The sequence below is a fragment of the Methylosinus sp. RM1 genome (assembly GCF_011378635.1).
Taxonomy (GTDB): domain Bacteria; phylum Pseudomonadota; class Alphaproteobacteria; order Rhizobiales; family Beijerinckiaceae; genus Methylosinus; species Methylosinus sporium.
In genome coordinates this window covers 1-23615 of record NZ_WOVC01000041.1, presented here as the reverse complement: position 1 = coordinate 23615, position 23615 = coordinate 1, and the positions used below count along the sequence as shown (strand labels likewise).

Annotated in this window: 23 protein-coding genes, 1 tRNA gene and 1 pseudogene; 10 read left to right on the top strand and 15 right to left on the bottom strand. The window is 60.8% G+C overall.

Going from position 1 to position 23615, the window contains the following annotated elements; genetic code table 11:
- Positions 1-344: 344 nt before the first annotated feature.
- A pseudogene (locus FMZ75_RS18535) lies at positions 345-590 on the top strand (transposase); the annotation flags it as partial.
- Positions 591-776: 186 nt separating this feature from the next.
- Positions 777-2417 (top strand): ABC transporter ATP-binding protein, encoded by a 1641-nt coding sequence (locus tag FMZ75_RS18530; protein ID WP_166145106.1) that lies wholly within the window; start codon positions 777-779, stop codon positions 2415-2417.
- A 41-nt stretch (positions 2418-2458) separates the two neighbouring features.
- Here the strand turns inward: FMZ75_RS18530 and FMZ75_RS21735 are convergent, their stop codons facing one another.
- The 4 genes from FMZ75_RS21735 to FMZ75_RS18515 form a co-directional block, all read right to left on the bottom strand.
- Entirely contained in the window at positions 2459-2593 is a 135-nt protein-coding gene (locus FMZ75_RS21735) for a hypothetical protein (RefSeq protein ID WP_305076008.1), read from the bottom strand.
- 130 nt (positions 2594-2723) lie between these two features.
- Entirely contained in the window at positions 2724-4142 is a 1419-nt protein-coding gene (locus FMZ75_RS18525) for an efflux transporter outer membrane subunit (RefSeq protein WP_166145103.1), read from the bottom strand.
- 144 nt (positions 4143-4286) lie between these two features.
- On the bottom strand, positions 4287-6260 hold the full coding sequence (locus tag FMZ75_RS18520; protein ID WP_166145100.1) for a MacB family efflux pump subunit: 1974 nt from the start codon (positions 6258-6260) through the stop codon (positions 4287-4289).
- Complete coding sequence (locus FMZ75_RS18515) at positions 6257-7414, bottom strand: efflux RND transporter periplasmic adaptor subunit (protein WP_246729070.1); 1158 nt, start codon at positions 7412-7414, stop codon at positions 6257-6259. Before FMZ75_RS18515 ends, FMZ75_RS18520 begins: the two co-directional genes overlap by 4 nt.
- A gap of 643 nt (positions 7415-8057) precedes the next feature.
- Here FMZ75_RS18515 and FMZ75_RS18510 point away from each other — a divergent pair.
- From FMZ75_RS18510 to FMZ75_RS22265, 3 genes are read left to right on the top strand one after another with little or no spacing between them, the layout of a single operon-like run.
- Complete coding sequence (locus FMZ75_RS18510; protein ID WP_166145097.1) at positions 8058-9602, top strand: asparagine synthase-related protein; 1545 nt, start codon at positions 8058-8060, stop codon at positions 9600-9602.
- A gap of 1 nt (position 9603) precedes the next feature.
- Positions 9604-10491: a phosphotransferase gene (locus FMZ75_RS18505; RefSeq protein ID WP_166145094.1), complete on the top strand. Its 888-nt coding sequence runs from the start codon at positions 9604-9606 to the stop codon at positions 10489-10491.
- On the top strand, positions 10488-10970 hold the full coding sequence (locus tag FMZ75_RS22265; protein ID WP_166145091.1) for a GNAT family N-acetyltransferase: 483 nt from the start codon (positions 10488-10490) through the stop codon (positions 10968-10970). The genes FMZ75_RS18505 and FMZ75_RS22265 overlap by 4 nt, the downstream gene beginning before the upstream one ends.
- On the opposite strand, the gene FMZ75_RS18495 is transcribed toward FMZ75_RS22265, so the two are convergent.
- The 3 genes from FMZ75_RS18495 to traA all read right to left on the bottom strand — a co-directional run bounded on the left by FMZ75_RS18495 (position 10954) and on the right by traA (position 15639).
- On the bottom strand, positions 10954-11652 hold the full coding sequence (locus FMZ75_RS18495) for a GntR family transcriptional regulator (RefSeq protein ID WP_166145088.1): 699 nt from the start codon (positions 11650-11652) through the stop codon (positions 10954-10956). The two genes, FMZ75_RS22265 and FMZ75_RS18495, sit on opposite strands and share 17 nt — an antisense overlap.
- 545 nt (positions 11653-12197) lie before the next feature.
- Positions 12198-12887, bottom strand: coding sequence for a hypothetical protein (locus FMZ75_RS18490; protein ID WP_166145085.1), 690 nt, complete (start codon positions 12885-12887; stop codon positions 12198-12200).
- 40 nt (positions 12888-12927) lie between these two features.
- Positions 12928-15639, bottom strand: a complete 2712-nt coding sequence (traA, locus tag FMZ75_RS18485; RefSeq protein WP_166145082.1) for a Ti-type conjugative transfer relaxase TraA — start codon at positions 15637-15639, stop codon at positions 12928-12930.
- Positions 15640-15922: 283 nt separating this feature from the next.
- Between traA and FMZ75_RS18480 the strand changes: the two genes are divergently transcribed.
- The 3 genes from FMZ75_RS18480 (at position 15923) to FMZ75_RS18470 (ending at position 16915) form a co-directional block, all read left to right on the top strand.
- Positions 15923-16243, top strand: coding sequence for a mobilization protein (locus FMZ75_RS18480; protein WP_166145079.1), 321 nt, complete (start codon positions 15923-15925; stop codon positions 16241-16243).
- A 91-nt stretch (positions 16244-16334) separates the two neighbouring features.
- A complete protein-coding gene (locus FMZ75_RS18475) occupies positions 16335-16601 on the top strand; it encodes a hypothetical protein (protein ID WP_142863189.1) in 267 nt (88 codons plus the stop codon).
- Entirely contained in the window at positions 16598-16915 is a 318-nt protein-coding gene (locus tag FMZ75_RS18470) for a hypothetical protein (protein ID WP_207783515.1), read from the top strand. The genes FMZ75_RS18475 and FMZ75_RS18470 overlap by 4 nt, the downstream gene beginning before the upstream one ends.
- Before the next feature lie 56 nt (positions 16916-16971).
- Here FMZ75_RS18470 and FMZ75_RS21730 read toward each other — a convergent pair whose 3' ends face one another.
- Together FMZ75_RS21730 and FMZ75_RS18460 are read right to left on the bottom strand one after the other, a co-directional pair.
- Entirely contained in the window at positions 16972-17115 is a 144-nt protein-coding gene (locus tag FMZ75_RS21730; protein WP_246729068.1) for a hypothetical protein, read from the bottom strand.
- A gap of 151 nt (positions 17116-17266) precedes the next feature.
- Complete coding sequence (locus tag FMZ75_RS18460; RefSeq protein WP_166145074.1) at positions 17267-17734, bottom strand: hypothetical protein; 468 nt, start codon at positions 17732-17734, stop codon at positions 17267-17269.
- A gap of 169 nt (positions 17735-17903) precedes the next feature.
- Here FMZ75_RS18460 and FMZ75_RS18455 point away from each other — a divergent pair, with 169 nt between their 5' ends.
- Positions 17904-18161 carry a helix-turn-helix domain-containing protein gene (locus FMZ75_RS18455; protein WP_166145072.1) on the top strand — a complete coding sequence of 86 codons (258 nt, stop codon included), beginning with the start codon at positions 17904-17906 and terminating at the stop codon, positions 18159-18161.
- Between the two features lie 349 nt (positions 18162-18510).
- On the opposite strand, the gene FMZ75_RS18450 is transcribed toward FMZ75_RS18455, so the two are convergent.
- From FMZ75_RS18450 to repC, 3 genes are all read right to left on the bottom strand, one after another.
- A complete protein-coding gene (locus tag FMZ75_RS18450) occupies positions 18511-18846 on the bottom strand; it encodes a ribbon-helix-helix domain-containing protein (RefSeq protein WP_166145069.1) in 336 nt (111 codons plus the stop codon).
- Positions 18812-19486 carry an AAA family ATPase gene (locus FMZ75_RS18445; RefSeq protein ID WP_166145066.1) on the bottom strand — a complete coding sequence of 225 codons (675 nt, stop codon included), beginning with the start codon at positions 19484-19486 and terminating at the stop codon, positions 18812-18814. The genes FMZ75_RS18450 and FMZ75_RS18445 overlap by 35 nt, the downstream gene beginning before the upstream one ends.
- Positions 19487-19847: 361 nt before the next feature.
- Positions 19848-21155 (bottom strand): plasmid replication protein RepC, encoded by a 1308-nt coding sequence (gene repC, locus FMZ75_RS18440; protein WP_166145063.1) that lies wholly within the window; start codon positions 21153-21155, stop codon positions 19848-19850.
- A gap of 410 nt (positions 21156-21565) precedes the next feature.
- On the opposite strand from repC, the gene FMZ75_RS18435 reads away from it, so the two are divergent.
- Positions 21566-22015, top strand: a complete 450-nt coding sequence (locus tag FMZ75_RS18435) for a type II toxin-antitoxin system PemK/MazF family toxin (RefSeq protein ID WP_207783514.1) — start codon at positions 21566-21568, stop codon at positions 22013-22015.
- 138 nt (positions 22016-22153) lie between these two features.
- Here the strand turns inward: FMZ75_RS18435 and FMZ75_RS18430 are convergent.
- From FMZ75_RS18430 to FMZ75_RS18420, 3 genes are all read right to left on the bottom strand, one after another.
- Positions 22154-22259 (bottom strand) — tRNA-OTHER (locus FMZ75_RS18430).
- Positions 22260-22269: 10 nt separating this feature from the next.
- On the bottom strand, positions 22270-22743 hold the full coding sequence (locus FMZ75_RS18425; RefSeq protein WP_207783513.1) for a helix-turn-helix domain-containing protein: 474 nt from the start codon (positions 22741-22743) through the stop codon (positions 22270-22272).
- Positions 22744-23095: 352 nt separating this feature from the next.
- Positions 23096-23615 (bottom strand): tyrosine-type recombinase/integrase (locus FMZ75_RS18420; protein WP_166145057.1); only part of this gene is annotated, 520 nt, incomplete at its 5' end.

Genomic DNA, 23615 nt, shown 5'->3' with positions numbered 1-23615 from the left:
ATGCCGCAAGCGGTAAAGGTGCTCCAGCAGCCTGCCCCTGATTTCTGCATCCGTCATAAGACCCCTCGCGGCGACCAATCAAATATGTGATAAAGGATATTATCATATATATAAAAGCCAAGCTAGAGCCGCTTCGCAGCGCCTCGCACCTCCGACGACTTTTCGGAGTTTTCCGCCGCCGATGAGCCGATGAAATTCCTCGGACGCCTTTTCCCGCATTCTGGAAAAGGCCTGGGGGATATTTCGTCCACAAAATGATGCCGAACCGTCACCCCGCTTTGTGCTCAGTTGTCGTCGAGCCCCTTTGCGCGGATCGCAGAGAGAATTTGCGGCCGGCGCAAAAGCTGATCGGCTATGCGAGCTTTCCCAAAGATCACTGGCCGAAAATCCAATCCGCCAATGGCATCGAGCGCCGCACCGAGGTCGTCGGAATCTTCCTTGACGAAAAGGCGATCAACCGCCTCGTCGGCGCGCTCCTGCTGGAGCAGAACGATAAATGGGCTGTACAACGCGGTTGCTATATGACGCTGGAAACGATCGCCACTTTGAGCGATGATCCCATCGTCAAGCTAACCGCCGTAGCCGCTTGATCAAGCCGGTACTGCCGGAGGCCCTGCGAAGGCCGACCAAAGCTACACCATCCGCTAGGGCACGATCCGAAAAAGCGGTAATTAAAGGACGGATAGGTGATAGTTAGAACAATACCAATCGCGCTTGGACCGCTTCAAGAAATATTTGCTGAATATTTACAAGAATCGAAGGGTTCGATTTGCGTGATGGGGATCACGATCTTGTTTGGGTCGTCCTTCACCGTCTTCGTACCGTATATTTTCTCTTTGCACGTCAACAGCCTTTCGGAGCAGGCCTCCACCACGGGCTGGGTCTCGGCATTTACAATCTATGCCAGTCTCTTGGGAGCATCAGTCGCGTTCCAGCGAGCAACGCAATATCTTGCGGTCATACAAGCAGAACGTCTGGGATTTCTCGCATCACGATCCTTTTTCGACCGTCTCGTTCGCAAACATTCTTCGTTCTTCGTCAGCCATAATCCGGCGGAGATTCAATCGGCCCAGGCACAAGGTGCACAAGCCATCATCATGCTGGTGCAGGTCGCATTCATTGCACTTCTGCCGGGCGCGATTACATTCGCTCTGACCATCGTGATGCTCGGTGCGGTCATCAGCCTGGAGATCGTCATGATCGTCTTGGCTTATGGCACCGTGTTCCTGTCCTTGATTTTCATTTCGAACCGACTGAGCCGACCGTACATGGAAGCAGCGATCGATGCTGGCCAAGAAAACGCACGTTTTGTCGGCAACGCCATCGTCATGATCGAGCCACTCCGGCAATCTGGAAGCACGGAATGGATGAGGGGTCGCTTCGCTGACAACACAGCGTCCATTTTCTGGAATTGGCGATCATATGCGTTACGACGGATCGGCTTCGCCGGTCTCGTAGGGATATCAATAGCTTTACAGTTCGACATTACTTTCTTTCTGCTTCTGCCTCGGTACGAAGCCGGCCTAGTGTCGATTGGAGATATCGTCCTGCTCAATGCGCTGCTCCTGCAGCTCAACATTCCATTCGAACTGATCGGGCAATCGATCGACGAAATCATCAGGGCCTTCGTCAAGATCGCTCCATTCGCCCGGATCTGGTCAGAGCCGGAAGAGCGCGACGCTGATTGCAACGGAGCCATTCTGCTAGGAAATGGAATGATCGAATTCCAAGGTGTCAGCTTTCAGTATGAGAACGGGCGAGGAGCTGACGATATTTCGTTCCAAGCGGAGCGAGGCCGGATCACTTTTATCACTGGGGAAACCGGGTCGGGGAAGTCGACGCTCTTTAAGCTTCTTTTGAAAGTGATGGAACCCGATCACGGAACAATTTTAATTGACGGAGTCCGCCTGTCCACCATCCCGCGGAAGGCATGGTTTGCGAACGCGGGAATTGTGCCGCAAGAGATACTTCTCCTGAATGATAGTCTGAGGACGAATATCGTGCTTGGGCGAACATACGATGAGGCACGCCTTAGGAAGGCCGCCGAGAGGGCGGCGATCCTCGATCGGATCGAAGAATTGCCTGAGGCCTTCGATACGTTCGTCGGAGAACGGGGGTTAAGGCTATCTGGCGGGGAGAGGCAAAGAATTGCCATCGCGCGCGCGCTCTATAGCGAGCCGTCCCTTCTTCTTCTCGATGAAGCAAGCTCGGCCCTCGATGAGGCAACCGAGAAGGAGATCATGGACCAATTAAGATCACTGGGTCGCGACATAACGATTATCGCAATCACCCATCGGCGAAGCAGCATCCAGGCTGGCGATCAGATTGTCATGCTTGCCAAGCCCCCCACGGTTAGTCGGCCTGAGTTGCAGGAAGAGGAAGAGGGGAAATGGGCGTTGAATAGCGACAATTGCTGATGGCCATGCGCGTCGCGCAAGGCTGGCGCTTCTCGCGGCACTCAGGGAAAGCAGCGCGCCAGCCGCTCGGCGACGCCGAACCGGCGCTCCGCCATGGCGAGCAGCATGACTCCGCCTTCCGAGGAGATATGCGTCCGCCGTCGGCACGCATCCGGTGTGGCACGCAGGCTGATCATTTTCGGCCCGTGACGGATAGAGCGGAAAGGGCTGGAGCAACACCCGAATCCTACACCGTTTCCGCAACCTATGTATGCTACGCTTGCCAGCCAACCGACAACGTCGTCATGAATAATAAGATGGGTGGGTTTACGCCGTCCTTTCACCGCCGCCAATCGCCACGAACAGCGCAACGCTGTCGGAGAGCCGCTGCGACTCGGCGCGAATGCGAGCGATGGAGGTCGCGAGATAGGCGCGTTGCGCGTCCACAAACGCGAGTTGCGAGACTGCGCCGAAATTCTGCTGCATGCGAATCTTGTAGAGATATCTGCGCGAGGTCGCCTCGGCGATGCGCGCCTCCTTCACGGCACGGGCGTCGCCTTGCAGTGCGCGCAATGCGTCGGCGACGTTCTGGAATGCGTTGACCACCGTGCCCTTGTAGCGCGCCTCGGCCTCGTTGAGACCTGCCTCGGCGGCGCGCTGATTATTCAGGAGCGTCGCGCCGTCGAGCACGGGCTGCACGACATTGCCAGCGAGCGTGTAGAAATTAGTGCCGGGCGCGAACAGCTGCGCCGTCTTGAAAGCGCTGGAGCCGACGTTGCCGGTGAGCGTGACATTTGGCAGCCGCGCCGCTACCGCGACGCCGATCCGGGCACTCGCGACGTGCATCTGGGCCTCGGCGGCCTTCACATCTGGACGCTGCGAGACGATCTGCGCCGGCAGGCTCACGGGCATGTCGTGCGGCAGGGAGAGTTCGGCGAGTTCGAAGGTCTCCTCGACCGCGTCGTAGGGAGTACGCCCGGCGAGCTTGGCGAGAAGATTGCGCTGCTTCGCGAGGCGCGTCTCCAGCGCCGGCAGAGTCTGGCGCGCCTGCGCGAGCGCCGTCTGCTGCGAGAGAATGTCGACCCCCGTCGCTGCGCCGAAGGCCAGCTGCTGCTCGAGCAGCGTCAGACGTTCTTGCTCGAGATCAATCGTCTTGCGCGTCGCGGCGATCTCGGCGCGCAGCGCCGCCTCCTCGATCGCCGCCCCGGCGACGTCGGCGGCGAGCGTCAGATGGGCCGCCTGCTTCTGATAGGCGGCGGCCTCCTGCTGCGCCTCGAGCGATTCGATCGTCCGGCGCGTCCCGCCCCAAATGTCCGGCGAGAAGCTCACATTCACCTGCTTGGTAAAGAAGGAATAGGCGGATTGAGTGACGGACGTCGTCGTCGAATAGCCGGAGGAATAGATATAGTTGGAGCCGGAACCGAGGCCGATCTGCGGCAACAGCGGGCCACGTGCCGCATCGGCCTCGAACTGCGCGACGCGAATAGCGGCCTCCGCGGCTTCGAGCGTCGGACTATGCGCGAGCGCCTCCTCGATCAACATGTCGAGACGCTTCGAGCGAAACGCCGACCACCATTTCTCGGACGCCTGCGCGCCGAGCCGAAATTTCTGACCGGCGCCGGGAGAGGCGGTCGCCTCCGGCGTGAAGCGCGGCGTCTGCGGCGCGGCCGGGGCGACGAAATCGGGCCCGACCGCGCAGGCCGAGAGCGAGACGGTGAGAAGACAGCAAGAGAACGCGGGGCGCATTCCCTCGATCCTGAGAATATCTGGCCGAACAAAAGCTACGACGCCGAACAGGGATCTCGACGCGCGTCCCCTTCTCCCGCAAGCGGGAGAAGGGGACGCCTGCATCTCGGAGATTCGCTGATTCACTTGTTTGGACGCCTCGGCTCAGTCACGCGCGAGCGCCTCCACCGGATCGAGCCGCGCCGCATTGCGAGCTGGAGCATAGCCGAAAATCACGCCGGTCAAAGTCGCGCTGACGACAGCGGCCGTCACCGCTGAGGGCGAGAGCCACATCTCCCATTTGGGCGGCAGGAAATATCCCGCGATCACGCAGACGGCGTAAGAGAGCGCGACGCCGAGCGCTGCGCCGATCAGACAGACCAGCACGGATTCGATGAGGAATTGACGGCGGATGTCGGACTGGCGCGCGCCAACCGCGACGCGCACGCCGATCTCGCGCGAGCGCTCGGCGACCGACACCAGCATGATGTTCATCACGCCGACGCCGCCGACGGTGAGCGAGATAACGCCGATCGCGGCAAGCAGCAGCGACATGGTCTCGAACAGGACGACGCCCGAGCGAATGCGTTCGGCGAGATTGAAGACCATGAAATCCTTCACCCTGTGACGCTTTGTCATGAAGGGCGTCATCCGGTCCTCGGCCAATTGCGGCGCCTCGCCGTCGCGCAGCGCGATCACGATGCTGTCGAGATAGCTGCGCCCGAGCAGGCGCGCGCCGGCCGTCGTATAGGGGACCCATACGTTGAGGCGCGAGCCGCCCCGCGACTCCTGCTGATAATTGTGCCCGGTCACGCCGATCACGACGCAGGGCAGCTTGCCGACATAGATCGTCGCGCCGAGCGGATCGCCGGAACCGAAGAAGCGCCGCTTTACATTGTCGTCGATCACGACCACTTGCGCCTGACGGTCGATATCGCGGCGATCGAAGGTCGAGCCCTGCTCGATCGGCAGGCCGACCGCGGCGAAATAGCCGCCGCTCACGCCATTGACGCTCCCCGAGCCGCCGAGCGCGCGATAGCGCAGCAGCGTCGACTGCGAGACCATCGGACTGGCGTCTTTGATGTAACTTTGCCGGCGCAACGCCTCGACGTCTGCCGCGACCAGGGTCTGAATGCGCAATTGGTCCGGATCGCCCCAATCCTTGCCGGGATAGATCTCCAGCGTGTTGGTCGTCAGGCCCTTCAGATCGTCGGCGAGGAAGCGATGCGCGGCCTCGCCCAGCGCCACCATTGTGACGACCGACACGATGCCGATAACGATGCCGAGCAGCGTCAGCGCCGTTCGCAGCCGATGCGCCAGCAGAGCGACCACGGCCATATGCGCCGCCTCCGCCAGCCGTGCCCAGGGAGCGGCCTCGCTCTCCTTCGGCGACGGGGCCTCGTCTCCGGCGACGATCGGCGCCGGCTCAACGGCCTGCGACGCCGGGTGGCTCTCGGCGGGGCGGTCGGAGACGATGCGTCCATCGGCGAATTCGACGATGCGATGGGCGTAGGCGGCGACAGCGGGGTCATGGGTGGCGATGATGACGGTGTGGCCGAGCCGATTGAGCTCGAGCAGCAGATCCATCACCTCGCGTCCTGTGCGGCTGTCGAGCGCGCCGGTCGGCTCGTCGGCGAGAATGACGCGGCCGCCGTTCATCAGCGCGCGGGCGATCGACACGCGCTGCTGCTGTCCGCCGGAGAGCTGCGTCGGACGGTTGACGAGACGCTCGCCGAGGCCGAGCCGCTCGAGCAGCGCACGGGCGCGCGTGCGGCGCGTCCCGGCGTCGCGCCCCGCATAGATCGCCGGAATCTCGACATTGGCGAGCGCCGAGAGTTGCGACAGAAGATTGTAGCGCTGGAACACGAAGCCGAAATTGGCGCGCCGCAGCGCCGCCAGCCGATCGGCGCCGAGCGCGGCGACATCCTGCCCGTCGATGCGGTAGGTTCCCTCGTTAAGCCGGTCGAGGCAGCCCAGAATATTCATCAAAGTGGATTTGCCCGAGCCGGACGCGCCCATCAGCGCCACCATCTCGCCGGGCTCTATGTCGAGATCGACGCCGCGCAGCGCCAGAATTTCCTGCTCGCCCGCGTCGTAGCGCCGCGTCGCGCCGCGCAGCTCGAGCAGGGCGCCGCTCATCTGGCCGCTCCCGGCGCCGCGCCAGCGGCGGGCGTCTCTCCCGTCACCACCGCCTCGCCCTCGGCGAGCCCCTCGACGACCTCGGCCGCCGAATGATTGTTGACGCCGATCCGCACCTGCCGGCTCTCGACGCGCCCGTCGGCGGCGAGAACGCGCAGCGCGTAGCGCCCGTCGAGGCCCTGCTCGCGCAAGGCGGAGGCGGGAATCGTCAGCACGCCGCTGGACACGCCTAGCGTGATCGACACCTGCGCGGTCATGCCGATGCGCAAGATGCGGTCCGGATTCGGCACGTCGAAGAGCGCATTATAGAAGATCGCCGCCGTTCCGCTCGTCGCCGTCGCGGAGGATTGTCCGCCGCTCGGCGCCTGCGCGGGATCGGAATAATTCTGCGGCGCCAGCTCCACGGCGCGCAACGTTCCCGGATAATGCCTGTCGGGATCACCCATCACCGTGAAGGAGACCTTCTGGCCGACTTTCACATTGATGACATCCGCCTCCGACACTTGCGTGCGCACCGTCATCGCGTCGAGCCGTGCGAGCTTCAAAAGCACCGGCACGATCTGCGCGGCGACCACCGTCTGGCCTTCTTGAGTCAGCACGCCGACGACCTCGCCCTCGATCGGCGCCGTGATCCTGGTGTAGCCGAGATTGGCGCCGGCGATGTCCGCCTGGCTTTTCGCCTGGGCGATCTGCGCGTCCAGCGCGGCGACGCTCGCCTCGTCGGCGAGCGCTTGGGCCTCCGCCGCCTCGAGATCGCGGCGCGAGGTGACCGATTTGCCGATCATGCCACGCTGGCGATCGAGCTCGAGCTTGGAGCGGCGTGCCTTGGCGATCGCCGAGCGGCGCTGCGCGTCGAGAGCGGCGAGATTGGCCTGTGCCGCGCGCAACTCGTTCTCCGGCAGAACGGGGTCTATCTCGGCGAGGAGTTGGCCCTCCTGCACATGGTCGCCGAGCTTGACCTTCAACGACTTCAGCTGGCCGGTCACCCGCGTGCCAACATCGACCTGACGGATCGCCTGCATGGTTCCCGTCGCCAGAACGTTGTTCTCGACATTCTGGCGCGTGACGAGCGTCGTCGCGTAATGGACGATGGGTCGACTCCAAAGAGTTGACGAGATTAGAAAGGCCGCAGCGAAAAGAGCTATGACGCTCAAGAGAGCCTTCCGGAGTCTGAAGATGATCGCTCTCAAATTTGAAACACCTTTGAATCTGGAGCACCTGGATCACCAAGCATAACGCCGCCATCCGAGGAGATGCGTCCGCCGTCGAAAGTGAGCTGTGCCTTTCTTGTCTTGGACGGCTGGAAAGGAGAAGGCGGGAAGGGCTGGAGTGGAAACCGAAACCATACGCTATTTACGCGATCTATGTTACGTTCGCCAGCCAGCTCGCCATGGTCGCCGCGCCCGTCGATGGCATTTTCTCTCGCGTGTCGATAGCCCTCAAAGTAGTGTTGTTGCGTCTCACGATTGCGGCCCCATTCCGTCGGCGATGAGCAAGATCAGATTCTTCGCGCTCCCCGGGTAGATCGCAACACCCCTCCATTTAGTTTAGTTTCTCGAATCTCATGATATGACAACGACTTAAAAATATAATCTATATATATTGAAGTTATATATTGAATATAGACTCTGATCTGTGGACGTTGATCCCGCCGATCCTGGCTGAGGAAGAAGGAGACTACTATGAAGGTTCGTCTTACCGAATTGCGGGCTCCCCGTGCGACCACTCGCCTGACCAAGTTCATACAACGAGGCGACAGCGCGCGCTTCCGTTACTAAAGTGGAAGGAGTCCGTGAATTGCTGCGCGGGTCCATTTGTGCTCGTTCCATTCACGGGCTCCCTACAGACGGCCATGAAAGGCATACTATCGAGCCGCTGCGCCATAGCAGGATTGTCGCTCGGACGATTCAGGAGCCCTCGGGATGGGCTTTTGTGGTGGCGGAACGGCTTGCCGGCATTTCGTATGAATTGGCAACTATCGCTGATGCCCACAACCTATTCGAGAGATTCGACGGAGAAATTCTCCTTCTCGAAGTCCGGCACAACGAGTACGGCTTCAATCTTCGGCTTGCAACCAACGGCAATGGAGTCGCGCCAGTCTATTTCTATCAGAATGGCGACCGTATCTGCTTCGATTGGGACAGTGATCGTCTGGCCAAAGCGGTAATGCATAAGTCGTTTGATTTTCAATATCTGTGCCGGGCCATCGTCGATCCAGTCTATACCTACCGCACCCCGTTCACGAATATTCAGCTCCTGCCTGCGCGGGCCCAACTGCTTTGGGATGGCACACGTCTACGAGTGGCTGAGATCGAAGGCGAAGAACAGGAAATCGAGATCGAGGGTGATGATGCCGGTCGCTTCATCATAGATCATGTAGATGCGTACCTAGCCAAGCGCGGGGCTCCGGATCAGGCATTCGCGGCGGAGTTGAGCGGAGGAATCGACTCGTCCTTCGTGACCCTGTCGGCGTTTCGAGCCTGGGAAGGCCGAGGGATCACCCTCGGGATCGACATTGGCTTTGGACCTGCAAGGCAAGCGCAGCTCGACCGCCGCAACACAGTGATCAGTAATGTCCGGTGCAAAGATTTCGTCGTCGACATCCGTCAATATATGCCAGCCTTTCGGCTCGCGGCAGAAGACCTGGAAAGCCGCTATTTGCTCGCGGAGGAGTATGAGGATGCATTTAGTCGAATATGGTCGATAGCACGGAATGAGGGCTGTTTCGTGATTACCGGGGGCTATGGTGGCGACGAACTTTTTCCAACGTTCGCAGGGGAGAAGGTCCGTCATGACAAACTGCGAAGCATGACCGAGGCCGATCGAACACAAATCAGCAACGTTTACGAAGAAATTTTCACTCCCAACGCGTGGCAAGCTGTCAGCGATGGGTTTATTGGCGAGCTCGACCCCGGATATCTTGGTAAGACCGCACGGCTAGCGGTGATCAAACGAGCGCCGCTATTGCTTTCGCGTGGCTTCTGGCCAGTGTTTCCCTTGTTCGACGAAAAGCTTGCGGCGGCGTTGCTAACGGCGACGGCCGACGAGCGGCACGAAAAGACTGCACTACAGGACGCGGTTCGATTTCTGCTTGGCGAGCGCGACATCTTCGGCACCTATCACAAAGAGACTCTGGAGGGTGCCTCGGACCGATCACTTCGGCAAAGCGCCGACGACGTGATCGAGACTTTGTCGACATCAAGGCTGATCGACATTGGTATCCTTAGGGCGAATGCCATACGCACCGATACAGTCGGCGACCTAGCCGACATAAGAAATCCATACTCTCCAATTCTATCAACTCTCTATGCAACCGAAAAATTCATAAGGCGGAACTTCTAGCGTGACCAACTTCGAAACGCTCACCGCCGGCTGGTTCGGCGTTGCGCCTGGAGCCGTGCGGATGGTCACGGACGGGGTCAACAAGAATCTACGCGTCGTGAGCGATCATAATGACGTATTTGCTCGCTTCTCACCCACCTCCTTGCATAGTCGCGAAGAACTTGAAAGCGAAGCTGCCTTGATAGCGACTTTGCGCAAGCATGACGTGTCATGCTGTGAGCTCGCCGATATTGACGGATTCTCCGTCCTTGGCCCTGAAACGGTCAACGGCATCGAATATAATGTTTTGTTGAACCGAACGATCCCTGGATGTCCGCTCACACCGACGGCGCAAGACGCCCGCGCTTTCGGACAATCGCTGGCTCAGGTGCACCGCGCGCCAATTAAAGGTCCGGCGCGGACACTGGCCATCGACGGTGGGGGTGAAATTGACCCCGCCATACGACCAGTATTTCGAGATCTGACCGACTTGGTTGACCAGCTATCCGACGAGTCTACCGCATTCCACGGCATCTGCCACGGTGACGCCTGGCTGGGCAACGCAATCAACAGTGACGGGAAAGCGGTGCTTTTTGACTTCGAATTTTCAGGTCATGGGCCTCTTGCGTACGACATAGCGACATTCATTTGGGCGCTGCGGGCGGTAGATGATGAAGAGGAGGCGGCCATCTTTGCAAGCTTCGTAGATGGGTACAGAGACGAATATGACATACATTTCAGTGAAAACGACATTAGACTGAATTTGTTACGCAAAGAGATCAACAACGTTAGATTTATTTGTCAGAATATCATCATGTCACGCGAAATAAAGATCGCCACCACCAAGTTTGCCCGCGAGACGCTCGACTTTGTCTTGAGAGGCGACCTTTCCAGATTTGCCTGGACATGAACACTGAACCTCTCCCAGCCCTGCTCATTAGGCAGGCTGAACGCTCCGACACTGCCAGGCTAGTAGAGGTCTATTGCTCAAGTGGTTTCTTCGATTTTGCGCCTTCGTGTCCTGATCGTGGCCTGTTACAAGCAACAGTTGTTTGTTACCTTGATTTATTGGAGTCGACCCCAAAATCGATTATATTCCTCGTTGCTGAAACAAATGCCGAGGTAGCAGGGTTTTCGATCGCGCGAGTAACGTCCCGCCGGACTTGGGAAATCCAGATCGGTGTGAATGCTGCGCAACGGAAGCGAGGGATCGGAGGCGCATTAATGAGAAGGACCTTCACCGAAATGAGAGGCCGCGGTCCACGCGATTGCGAGGCGATCGTCAATTCGAACAATGCAGCGTCGATTCGGACGGTCACGCCGTTCTTCCAAAGCAGCGAGAACTATGAGGCGTTACCCGGGTTCGTAAAATTCAGGTCGTCTTGGTAGTCGCCGCGTCGAATGCAGCGCTTGAAAACTTGGACGGATTGCCAAGCAAATCGCGCTGCTTTGCAGCCTCGATCGTTTCGTCGATTCGAACCTTGCGCGCTTCAAAGAAAGCGGCCAATTCCTCAGCCAAGGTGACGGGTTGCGGACTTGACGCCTGCCAGAGATATGAGAATGCCGCTTTAGCTAAGTTCCCGTCGGCTTCATGTCGCTGTTCGTCGATCAGCAGATACCGCGCACATTGCGCAATAGCTGTACGCGTAAAAATAGCAGTCGGATGGACGAAATACGTATCAAAAATGTCGGATAGCAGGCAGACATTCTCGAAAACACTTTCCGATACAGACCGTAACCTCGTCGCATCTCGAAGTAGACGCTTGCGAAGAATTCGCCTGCGGCTGTCCGGGAGGGCTATGGCGCTTGCCAACAAGAGGTGCTGTAGAAGGTCGAGGCGCAGTACGAGGCTTTGAGCCTCCAAGCGTTTATTAAAGAAACCACGACCAGGAAAGAAATCAATTAAGTCCTCGGCGGCAAGCGCAATCAGGGCCTCTCTGATCGGAATAGCGCTGAATCCCATCTCAACTTCTAAAGTCTTGACGGTTATGGGCGCCCCGAAGGGCAGGTCACCATCTATAATCTTGCGCTTGAGTGTTTGATAAGCTGGCCTGCTGCTCTGATAGATCAATTGAAAATACCCCCTTAGCTTAAATCGGCACCGCGCGAATTCGACGCGATTCTATCTTATTCGCGACGGCGCCGTTCGAAGGCTGGCGGGAAGCTTCCGGCCATCGCGTTGGCATAGCCGCTACAGCGCAAGTGCCGTAGAAGATCGATGCTGCGAAACGACTGATTTGCGTCAGGCCGCATATTTCCAGATTCGGTATAGTAGTGGTCAAGCTAATAGCGAACCGCCGAATGCTTGTCAAGTTCAATTCAAACGTAAATTGTTCAAATAATAGACACTAAACGCGCGCGCGAAGGATACCCGCTGTGGTTGCAGCGTAAAACGCATAAATTAATTTTCTTTTTGTTCCCGTATACTATTGCTTGTTGTTCCAGTATACTATTGCTTATACAGAGAAATTGCCTTTCGCCAGTTTTGGATGCCGATCCGCTTCAATCGCTCGAACAAAACGATTCATCTCCGCTCGGAGACAGCTCTAGCTGCCTTTGGGGGACACGACCTTCGTGCAATTCGATATGCCTTCGCCGGCTCGGCTTCCACAACCCTCAATAGCCTTTCAGAATGGCGAACGGCGCCTGCTCGGTTCCCCAGTGTTTCAATCCCGGCTCGACGGCGACGCAAACCCGCACGCGGCCTTTGTTCTCCCCACAGTTCCCGAATTCGATCTTCAATCCCTGATCCCGCATTTTTTGCGCAGTCATCTTCATGCCGTCGATCTCGCCCTGCCGATCGGCCTTTTCCAGCGCCAGATTCGCCAGCTCCGCCCGTTGCCAAGAGAGCGCCGCCCACAGGCTGAGCCCGATCAGCGCCAGGGCGCTGACCACGCCTGCCAAGATGACGGCGAACGCGCGATCGGAAAATTTCGCCGCCTGCTTGTCGAGAATGATTGCAGCGCGGCGCGCATCCTCGATCTGCTGCGTGAAGCCGGTCACCAGCGGCGCGAACGCGATCCCCGCCGCCTTGCCGACTTTGGCGCCCGCCTGGGAAAGGCTCTCCCGCACCTGGTCGCGCACGGCCTCGGCTCCGGCCTGTTCGGCCCGCGCTCCGATCTGCTCCGCCTCAGCGCGGAGCTGCTTCAGAACCAGCTCCGCATGGAGGATCAGCCGCGCGATGGCCTCGGCGTGCTGCGCTTGCTGAGCCAGCCCCTTGTCGAGAGCGGCCTGCGCTTGTTCGGCGTGCACGAGCAGCCCGCCGATCTCCTCCATGATCCTGCCGTCGCCGGAATCCGTCGCCATTTTTCAAATCTCCTCGAGCAAAAGCCACCCTCGAAAATCATCATCCCGGTCCAGGACCGCGAAACCGCTGCCGCGACGCCTGTTCGCGGTCGACCTCTTCCTGCCGTTGCTGTTCCTGCTGTCGCTCCGCTTCGACGCGCTGACGCTCGGCCTCCTCCGCTCGCCTCGCCTCCGCTTGCTGGAAGGCCTCGCGGGCCTTCGCGGCTCCCTGCGATTTGTAGAAGGCGAGCTTCGCCTCCTGAATGAGCGCCTGCCGACGCTGCGCCGCGGCGGCGTCCTCCTCCGGACGCGCGCGCTGCGACCCCTCGGACGCCTTCTCCCCGTCTTGCCCCTGCGCCTGGCGGTCGTGGCGCGCCTCGTCCCGGCCGCCCGCTCTCGCCGCCGCCGCGCGATCCTCGTCGGCCGCCGGCGCCCGCCCCTGGACCTCGCGCGAAACCTCGATGTCGCTGCACACGCCGAATTCCGCCGCGATCCCGCGCCGCTCGGCATAGTCGAGCGTCGTCTCCTTCGCCCCGGACCGCGACAGCCGCCCCGACAATGCGCGCAGATCCGCGAACTGGTCGCGCCCGGCGTAGAGCCGCGCCTCCTCGCGATGCCGCGTCATCGCCACATAGGAAAGGTGCCTATCCATCCCCTCCGACGCCAGCACATAGGCGCGGTCGACCGTCGCCCCTTGGGATTTGTGGATCGTCGTCGCATAGCCGTGATCGATCGCCGCATACTCGGCCAGCGAGACGCCGACCTCCCGACCCCGGCCCGGTCCCTCCACATCGTCGAGCCGCGCCGACAGCCGCCCCTCCGAAACCTCCGACACGACGCCGAGCATCCCGTTCTTCACGCCGAGGTCGCGATTGTTCTCCAGAAAGATGATGCGGTCGCCCGCCGCGAACGCCCGCTCCCCATCATTGGTCATGAACCGCCGCTCGCCGGCGTCCTCTCCCTGTCCCAGCTCGCCCGCTGCCTGGCGCGCCCCACGGATCGCGGCGTTCAGCTCACGGACATCGGCGCGCCGATGCGCCAGCACCAGGCGGCTGCCCTCCCGACGCTCCCGCATGTCGCGCCCGACGTCCCGCACGATCGCGTCGATCGCCTCGTCCCGCGTCTCCGAGAACCGCACGGCGCCGCGATCGGCATAGGCGGCGAGCCCGTCCTCCGTGCGATGCCGCGCGAATTCCTGCGACGCCTGCCGCTGCCATCCCTCTGCCTGCCGGCGCACCTGCGCGAGCTCCGCGAAGCCGACGCGCTCGGCGACGGCCCGGAACGCCGCCCCGGCCTGGATCGGCTGCAATTGCTCCGGATCGCCCACCAGCACGATCTTGGCGCCCGCCTTCTCGGCCGCGCCGATGAACGACGCCAATTGCCGCGACGAGACCATGCCCGCCTCGTCGATGACGAAGACGTCGCCCTTGCCGAGTTCTCCCCGCCCGGCGCTCCATCCGGCTTCCCACGACGCGAGAGTTCGCGACACGATCCCCGACGATTGCTCGAGGCCATCGGCCGCCTTGCCCGACAACGCCGCCCCATGGACGCGATAGCCCGCGCGCTCCCATGCATCGCGCGCGGCGGACAGCATCGTTGATTTGCCCGCCCCGGCGAGGCCGACCACGACAGAAATCTCCTCCCCGCCGGCGAGACAACGAACCGCCTCCCGCTGCTCCTCGGACAGGAACGGTCGCACGGCCAGCGACGCCTCGACATGGCGCTCCGCGACGCCATGCTCCCGAACCTCGCCCATGCGCGCGGCCGACAGAACCATGCCGCACTCGACCTCCACCATCTCGCGCGTCGAGTAGCGCGCAGCCTCGACGATCCGCCCGTCAGCCCCCCGCCGCTCGCCTTGCAGCTCGACCAGCGCCGGGCTCGCCATCACACTGGCGAAGGCTGCTTGAAAAGCCTCCGCGCCGTCGATCGCGCGATGCAGCGCCCGCGCGACGTCGCGCCGGTCGAACACGCTCTTTTCGCCGGTGATGACAGAAAGAACCTGCTCCGGCTTCTCGCGGATCAATTCGGCGTTGCGGCGCGCCGTCTCGCCGTCGATCCGCGCCCGCGCCACAACCTGGCCGCTCCGCTCCATCTGCGTCGCATGGACGCCGAGGTGGTCGCTCGGCTCGATCTCCAGCCCGCGCTCCATATGCGAGCGATGATCGATCCGAATTTCCAAGCCAGCGCGCGCCAGATGCTCATTGGCCATCTGCTCCCAGCGCTGCCGGATGTCTCGAAGCTGGGCCTGCGAGCTCGGCAGATCGCGCGCGAGCAGCCATTTGTTCTCGCGCTCGATCGCCGTCTTGTCGCTTAAGCCATCGGCCGTCACCGCCCGCGTCGTCATCATCAAATGCGCATGGTGATTGCGAATGTCGCTCGCCCGCTGCGGCGAATGGATCGCGAAGTCGACCGCGACCCCATAACGATCGGCAAGTCCGCGCGCGAATTCCCGGCAAAGCTCTTCTCGCTGAGCGGCAGTCAATTCATGCGGCAGCGCGATCTCGAATTCCCGCGCCACGCGGGCGTCGACGCGCTTCTCGGCTGCTTCAGCGGCGTTCCACAAGGCCGAACGGTCGAGCGCCCATTCCGCGCCAGAGTCGAGCGGAATGACGATCTCGCTGTGCTCGACGCCATCGCGGCGAGTGAAGTCATGCGTGAGGCCGTCGCGTTCGTTGGTCAGGCATTCACCGGAACGATAGGCCGATGCCGCCACGGCGCTGCGGCCGGACGCACGGCTGATCGGCTTCATCGAAAGGTGATAGATCGCCAATGAGATAGGCTCGAAATCAGATGCTGAACTCTGGGTAGCATAGCCGCGCCAGAGTTGCGAAGCAACTCGTAAGTGCGCCCTTAAACAACCTTTCGCTACACTCAGATCGTTCAAGGTGTCCGCATTGTGGCCAGATATCCGCGAGCATGGTGAGGTCAGTGTGTGACATCGAAATCGTTGGAATTGATCGCACCAGCGTCGCACTCATGAAAGCACTTGGCCGTGCCTTTTCACTCGGCTATGATTCGACCATCACGAATTGATCGTCTCGAAGGAATTTCCAATGGCGCGCAAGACCATCGCCGAACGCATCGCCCAACTCGACGCCCAGAAAAAGGCCCTGCAAGCCCGCCAAGGAAAGCAGGAGCGCACCGAGGATACGAGGCGTAAAGTTCTGCTCGGCGCTCTCGTGCTGCAGCGACTGGAGAACGCCGCCGATCATGAATTCTCGAAGCGCCTCGGCGACTGGCTGCGCCGCGAGCTGCCGGGATTCCTCACACGCGATTCCGACAAGACGCTGTTCGCCGATCTGCTCGGGCATACGGAGGAGAAGATTGCAGCGCCGCCGCCGCAAGAGACCGCATCTGCCGATGCATCTGCTTAGCTCGTTCGCCGACGATCGGCACCGCGCTTAACGCACTTCGACCGGCCGGATAGCGTTCGACGCCACAATTTCCATTCGCGAGAGGTCGATCATGCTGACCAACGTCGCCACAGCGAGAAAGCGCGCATCTGACTCTCCCTATGCGACCTTCTTCATGGGCGCCATGTTCGTCTTGTTGCTTTCGGGAACCGTCTATGTGATGGCCGATAAAGCGCTCGAGGAGCGACCGATTTGCGATCGGGCCTTCAAAGATTTCATGGCGGCCGAAAACCTAGTCGACCTCGAACGCGCTAAATTCATCCTCGACAAGTTGGACTGCTCCATGGCGCGCCGCTTGGAACGCCGAACAGGCGAATGAGCCGCGCTGTGGTAGAATCTCCGGTTCCGTCGCCGGGCGTGAAGAACATCGCATCGACGCCAGAGGATGCTCCCATGAGCCACCCGGATTTTTATGATGGCCTGCTGGACTGGCCGCTTTATGGTCCAAAGGACGGTGAAATCGCCGATCTCGTTCTCGAGCTCGCGGACAAAGGGCTTCGCCTGGCCGAAATCGAATGGCGGATTAAGCAACATCTTCGCGCCTGGCTCGACGATATCGAAGCTGCTGGGACAACAGCTCCCTTTCCGACCCCAGAGAGCGAAGGCCCGTCTCGAGGGCGCGGCTCGATTTGAGCGCGCACTTCTCAGTCGGTAAGGCGGCCTTCGTCGCCCCCGATCTTGTTCGTGCGCTATTTTTCGATGTTTTCACGAATACGCTTTTGCGTGTCAGTGGCCGTTGGCATGAAGCGAAATATTCGCCCGCCGAGCGCGCCTTCATAGGCGCGTTCACGACGAAACAAGCTGAACTGAACGACGGTGTTCGGGACCGCCACTTTCAGAACTCTCTCGTCGACAGCGAGAACTTCGACTTCGAAAGTTTCGCCCGGACGATCCACATCGACCAGAATTATATATCTTTCCACGACGTCTTCTCCAAAATGCTTCAGAAAGGTCGATCCGATTTTCAGCCATCGTCATCGATAGTCAGCAGACGATGGCGCTCGACTTCCAGTTGGAAGCCGTCAACTCGAACCTGTCGCCGAAAGGCGCCGTACTGCTCCGTGACGTGGAGTTCGGCCAGCCGCGCGAGAGCGACGGCGTCGGGAATGGAATGATCACCGGGCGATAGGCGGTGATGGTCGCGGCGAAAAATTGCAGGGGGAGTCCTGGCATGGACGCGCTGTCGTTTCCGACGATTACCGCCCTGCCGGCGATCGGCGGTCGGCTTCCATGAGCCGGGAATGTCCAGAACCCTGTGACCGGCTCCGTCGTCCTTCGGCTGTCGCAATAGGCGACATGGGCCTCGTCGAGATCGACCCGCTCCATGTGGTCGCACCTGATCAGCCGGCGGAGGGTGCGGTGGAAATACGTCGGATCGAGTTCGACAGCTCGGATCGTCGCGGCGGCGGGGTCGATCAGATAGCCTGATAGGGTCGGGCGAGCAGAAGGCATTGCGCAATCTTTTCTAAAAAACAGGTCGGTCTGAAATCTTCCGGCGAGGCCGATGCCTCTCCGGGCCGGATCGGCCGGCGTTCGGCGCGCCGCAAAATAGTCGATTTTGGACTAGTCTGAAAACGACTTTATTTCCAGTCCGGTCTTTCATAAACCGGAGCAGCCCGGGATGGGCCGCTCGGTCCACAGCAAGCCCTATAAGGAATTTCTGGAATTGATGATCGCCGCGCGCGAGCGCGCCGGTCTCACCCAGGAAGGACTCGCCGAGCGCATCGGCCGGACGCAATCTTTTGTCTCGAAATACGAGCGCGGCGAACGTCGTCTCGATGTGGTCGAGTTCGCCGAATTTGTAAAAGCGATGGATCTCGACCCGAGCGCCGTTTTTGCGCAATTTTTGCAGCACGCTTTCGACGACGCGTCGCGATAACGGCAAGCAAGCCTTGCCGTTCGGAGGATTATATCTCAATCTGACGGTCGGCTTTGTGTCGCAACTCGAACGGGTGGCCAAGCGCCCGACGGGCGCGGCGCTGGCCCTGCTCAACGTCCTTCAGCGGAAAGGGATGGAGGCTATCCTCTAAGCAGGCCCCTCCTCCGCCCGAATTTTGCGCGTGGACGCGTTTCTGGCCTTGGCGGCTGGGGGGGGGGGGGAGCCGAAATCGCTCCCGCCGCATCGGCGGGCGAATTTCGGGCTGCCTCGGCACCAGCCGAAGCGGCATTGAAGACCGCGCTCCAATCCATTGCCGGCTGTATGTACACACCTTCACATGTTCACGATTTCAATCTTGATCCACGACAGGAACTTTGTGGGCGCGGAACAGCTCGTTGAGCGCCCTGGCGATGAGCTGCGTGGTGTCCTCGCCGGTCTCCGCCTGCACCAGGCGCATGCTGCGCTTGAAATCGGGAGTCAGGTAAGCGCCGATATGGGTCTTCCCTTCGCGGCTCGGTGCCTTGTAGCGAGCCGGTGCCGGAGCTGGCCCCGAGGCCTCGGGCTGCGGCGCGGGTTCATTCGCCGACGGCGGCACAGGCTGCGCCTTCGCGACCGGCGCGACGGCGGCGGGCTTCGGCCGGCTTGCCTTTTCAAGTTGTTGCTGTATCGCCCCGAACTTCGACATCGTTCCCTCGCATGTTCACAAATTCACAAACGAACTCGAAAAGCCTTTTCAGCTCGTCGCCCGCCTTCCCGTCTGGATCAAGCTCTTGCGGCACGCGGCCGGTCGTCATGGCCTCGGCGTAGGCGCTGCGTTGGCAAAGATGCACGGGGCAGACGGTGAGGCCGTAGAGGTCGCGGATGCCTTCATGCACCTCGGCGATGCTGTTCTTGCCCGCCGTCGGGTGAATGCCGTTGAGCAGCACGAAGGCGGGCGGGTTGCCCGCGAGGCGCAGCAGGTCGTTCACCTGCGGGAAGGTTTCCACCTCGACGATGTTCGGGCGGCTCGGGATGAGAACCAGGTCGGCGGCGCGCGCCGCTTTGAGGGCGCTATCGTCGCTCCGGCCGGCCGTGTCGATGAAGGCGTAGTCGACGCCAGCGTTGCGGGCGGCGTCGAGGGTCGGCTGCAAACGGCTGGCCTGCGCCGACACGACGGGCGGATTCTCGCTCTGGCGCCGGTCTTTCCAGTTCGCGGCGGTCGCCTGCGGGTCGAGGTCGATCACGGCGACGTCATGCCCCGCGTTGGCGGCGGCGACAGCGAGCCCGAGAACGGTCGTGGTTTTCCCCGTGCCGCCCTTTTGTCCCACAACTGAAATTGTGAACATGTGAAATCCTGACGCTGCGACAGCTTGAACATGTGAACCAAGCGCCGATTCGCGTCAATCGCAAATTCACACATTCAAAATCGAACATGTTCCCATGTGATATCTTGACGATGTTCGTTTGTTCGCACCTGACTTTGTAAACACGGCGGCTCGGACAGGAAACCAACTGTCGCTCCAAGCCGTTGCCCTTTGTTCGACGCGCCGCAGGCAGTCGAACTTTGCGGGGACGCCCTTGCCGAAGCGAGCACCATGATACGCTGAACGGCATAGGGGACATGTGCTTCACAATTTCAATATTGCACATGTTCACATGGGAACCGGCCTTCTCCGCGTGGCGGTGCCACAGCGCGATGGCCTCGCATCAAAATCCTCCCGCCGCCGGTCTCCGCGCGCTGCCCCAGCGGGCGCGGCGCAACGCCCAAAGGCTGCGGTCGAGATGCAACTCGCCCGTACGCGCGCGTTTCACCATCGCGGCGAAATAACCGCCCGCGCCGCACGTGAAATGCTCGCTGGGTTTCGTCGAAACGACGGCGAGCGCGATGGCCGCCGTCGGCCGGCCGAGCGTTTCGCAAGCCTCCCCCCATAGCGATTGCGAAACCCCGAGTTCGTGACGTAGCGCGCCGCCCGCGGCGTCGACGACGTCCCACCAATCCGGGAACCGTGAGGCAATATGTGACGCCAGACGCGGTGCGAGGTCGATCAACTCGCTTGGATGGAGCTTCTCGATCCGCTCATAAGGCTGGAAATTGATGCTCCCGCAAGACTCTTCCGTTCCAAAATCCGAATGTTCGGCCCTTTGCCCCGAAGCATCGCCCCGACTACTTCCGTCGGCGGCAATTACTGTATCCTTCGGATTAATAGATATGTTTGTAGATATATTGTGGGGCTTGGAAACGAGCCCCGCGGGGCTTTTACTCACAGGATCGGCGGAAGCCGAAGAGGCCTCCTTGACCAGCGCCACGGCCTCGTTTTCGAGACTTTCCAAGCTACGGACGATCAATGCCAAATCCTCCGACCGGTCGGCCGACCGGATCGCGGCGACGAGTTCGGCCGTTTCGGCCTCCAGGCGCGTCCATTCGCAAGGCAGGGGGGCGACTGCCGCGAGCGTCTCGCCGAGCTGGCGGATGCCGCGGCGGGCACGCGTGGCGCGCTTCTTGAGCGCGCGCATGCGCTCGCGCTCGGCTTTGGCCTCGGCCGCTAGCCGGATGAATTCATCGTGGCGATAAGCGAGGGGAGAGAGGTCGAATCCGTAGGCCTCGATGATGCGGCCGTCGGCGCCGCGCCGGCCGTAGCGCTTGCCGGTTTCGCTATCGCGAACGATCACGATGCCCGCCTCGAAGAGCGCGCGGTTAAGCACCTTCACGCGCGCGGGCGAAAGCCCGAGGAACTCCGCCTGGCGCGCGGCCGAAGGCCAGCAAATGGGGCGAGAGCCTACTTCCCAGTCGTGCGGCATGGTCTGCTTCACCAGCCACGCGATGAGCTTGTAGGCGTGCGGCGGCAGGCCGAGGTAGGGCTCCGCCTCCTGAAACGCGGCGAGGTAGGAGAGCGGGCGCGCGCTGCCGGCCACGGCCCCTACGAATTCATCGGCGCGCTCGCGCGCGGCGAGCATGGTCAGCGTGAGTCGCCGGGAACCGGTCGGTGCGGCAATCGATTCGTGTGAAAAAGGCATGGTTTCTCCTTCGGTTTGATGGCTCAAACCGCCGCGAAGAGGCTAGAAACCGGCGCAAACGCCCCCGTTAGCGGAAACGAGGTTTCCGCTTGACTTGGGGCCTGATTTTCGGGAGAGTCGCGGTTGTCCAGACACACGATTTCCCGGCGGGTTTCCCCTAAATCGGCCGGATAAAAGCCCGCCCTTCGAGGCGGGTTTTTGTTTTTGGGCTTCTGCTCTCCCAAAAGGTTGCATGACAACGCGCGGCGTGAATCACTCCGCGCATCGAGTCAGCCTGCCGAGATTTCGTTGATTCGTCGAGAGTCTTAAGGAAGGCCGCTCTCTTGGCTGCGACAGCGCGCTTTGCCCGCATCATGCGGAGAAGCGCAAAGTGCTGGTACTGTTGAGATGCTCGCTTTAGTGTAAGGCTGATGAACGAAAAAGCTTCTGCTCCGATGACCCCTCCGGCTCCTCCTCCAACAGAGACACGCCCGCCACGTATTCAGCCGCGCATCAAGGCCGCGCCGAAGATCAGGCAAATCTATTGGTGCGAATATTGGCAGGACGCCCGCTTGCCCGAAATGTGGAAGACCAGGCCGGTGATCGTCGTCTCCTATAAGAACACGCTCCATGGGCCCTGCCTCGTCGTTCCGACCTCAACCGAGCCGCAGGACGAGAATCCGTGGGCTCATCGGTTGTCGATCGAAATCGAGGGCAACGGCATTACCTCTTGGGCGGTGTGCAACCATCCGGCTACGGTATCGCCAAGCCGGTTTTCGCAGTTTCGTGGGAAAATCCCACTCCTCCCGCCCGAAGATTTCAACCAAGTTCTTGAACGGCTTATGAAATGGCTGCCGCAGCCCTTTAAACTTGAAAATTAAAGGCCTTTCTGCCATATTATGGCTACCTGCGGCCCCGGAAACGGGTGTCCGTTGCCCCGCAAGGGGAGTTAAGCGCCAAGGCAGCCGCAAGGCTGCCTTTGGTTTTTCTAGGGCTAAGCAGCGCCCATGACGGGTCGGGTGCGGCGGCGAGAGTTGAACTCGCATCTCTCCGTGCATACAGTTCAGGCGCTCATCCCTTGAACCAGCAGAAAACGGAGGCTCTATCCCGTTAAGCTACGCCACAATCTCGAAAATCAGTCCTCCTCGCTGTGTACCAACGTGAGGGTGGGCTTCTTGCGAGAAAGGCGCTCGCTTTCCTCCTTGGCGCGCGCGGCGAGCTTGGCGAGTTTCTCCTCGGCAAAAGGCGTGGCGGCCTTGATAAGGCCTGTGAAGTGATAGAGGTTCGTGGCGCTGCCGTTTCGCGTGTGTCGCCGCTCTTCGCGCGTAATGAGACCGAGTTCGTGCAAGGACTTGATGCGCTTCTGCACAGTACGCGGCTTAACGCCTATCGCCTTCGCAATTTTTTCGACGGAAGGATGCGGCACATTGTCGGCCGTCCACCAATAGTTCGAGAGGTGGACGATGATATTCATGTCGATAGCGTCGAGCCCGAGGGCCTCCTGCTTCTCGATGATGATGCTGGGGATGGCGTTCCATCCGGCCGCCATGAGCGGCTTCGACCATTTCGCCTCGTTCTTGCGGAGCGCCTCGACGTCCGCCTGTTTCACTGCGCTCTTGCTCATTTTCGCCCGATCCGTGTAGCCCGTGCTCTGCGAGGAATATTCCCTTCTCGGCTGTGAAATTCAATGCAGCGGAGCCTTTTTAGGGGCGTCTTTGTATACGCCCGCGAGCGAATTTGAGTTCGGGGGGCGGGCGATCTTAGAGACAGGGAGCCCATGCCGCCCAGTTCACCCAAAATAGGATGTATCGTCTAACCATATGTCCTGTGTATACGAAGCGAGGTCAGACCTACAGAACGTAGTCGAGGGGTGCCTGTTGGTTCATCCGGGTCGGGTCAAATTTCGCTGCGGTGCGCAGTCGACAGCCATTGCGACGCCGCTCTTGGCCCCCCGTAACGGCTCAAATAACGACTCTCTCCACCTCGTCGAGGCTCATCTCGTCGCGACGTCGGTCGTAGAGCTGCGTCGTGCGCGTCGAGGCGTGGTTCGCCATGGCGGCCGCCTTTTCGAGAGTGCCACCGTTCTTGAGATACGCGGTGATGCCCGTGGCGCGGAAGCTGTGATTGCCGATCTTGGTGGCGATCCCGGCCGCGAGCGCGCGGCGGCGGATCATCGCATAGGCGTTGGCTTGGGGCAGGGGGGTCGCGGTCAGCTCGCCTGTGCCGCGGCCGATCGTGCGGAACAGGAAGCCCTTCGGATCGTCGCCGAGCCCGCAGCCATCGATATAGGCATGTAGATAGCTCTCGAGGTTGTGATGGCACGGCATTTCATGGCGCTTGCCGCCCTTTTCGTGCAGCCGCACCCAGAGACGGCGGTTCTGCATGTAGGCGTCCTCAACCTTCATGGCCAGCGCCGCGCCGACGCGCGCGAAGGAATAGACCATGAGAGCGATCAGCGCCCGGTCCCGCAGCCCGGCGGGC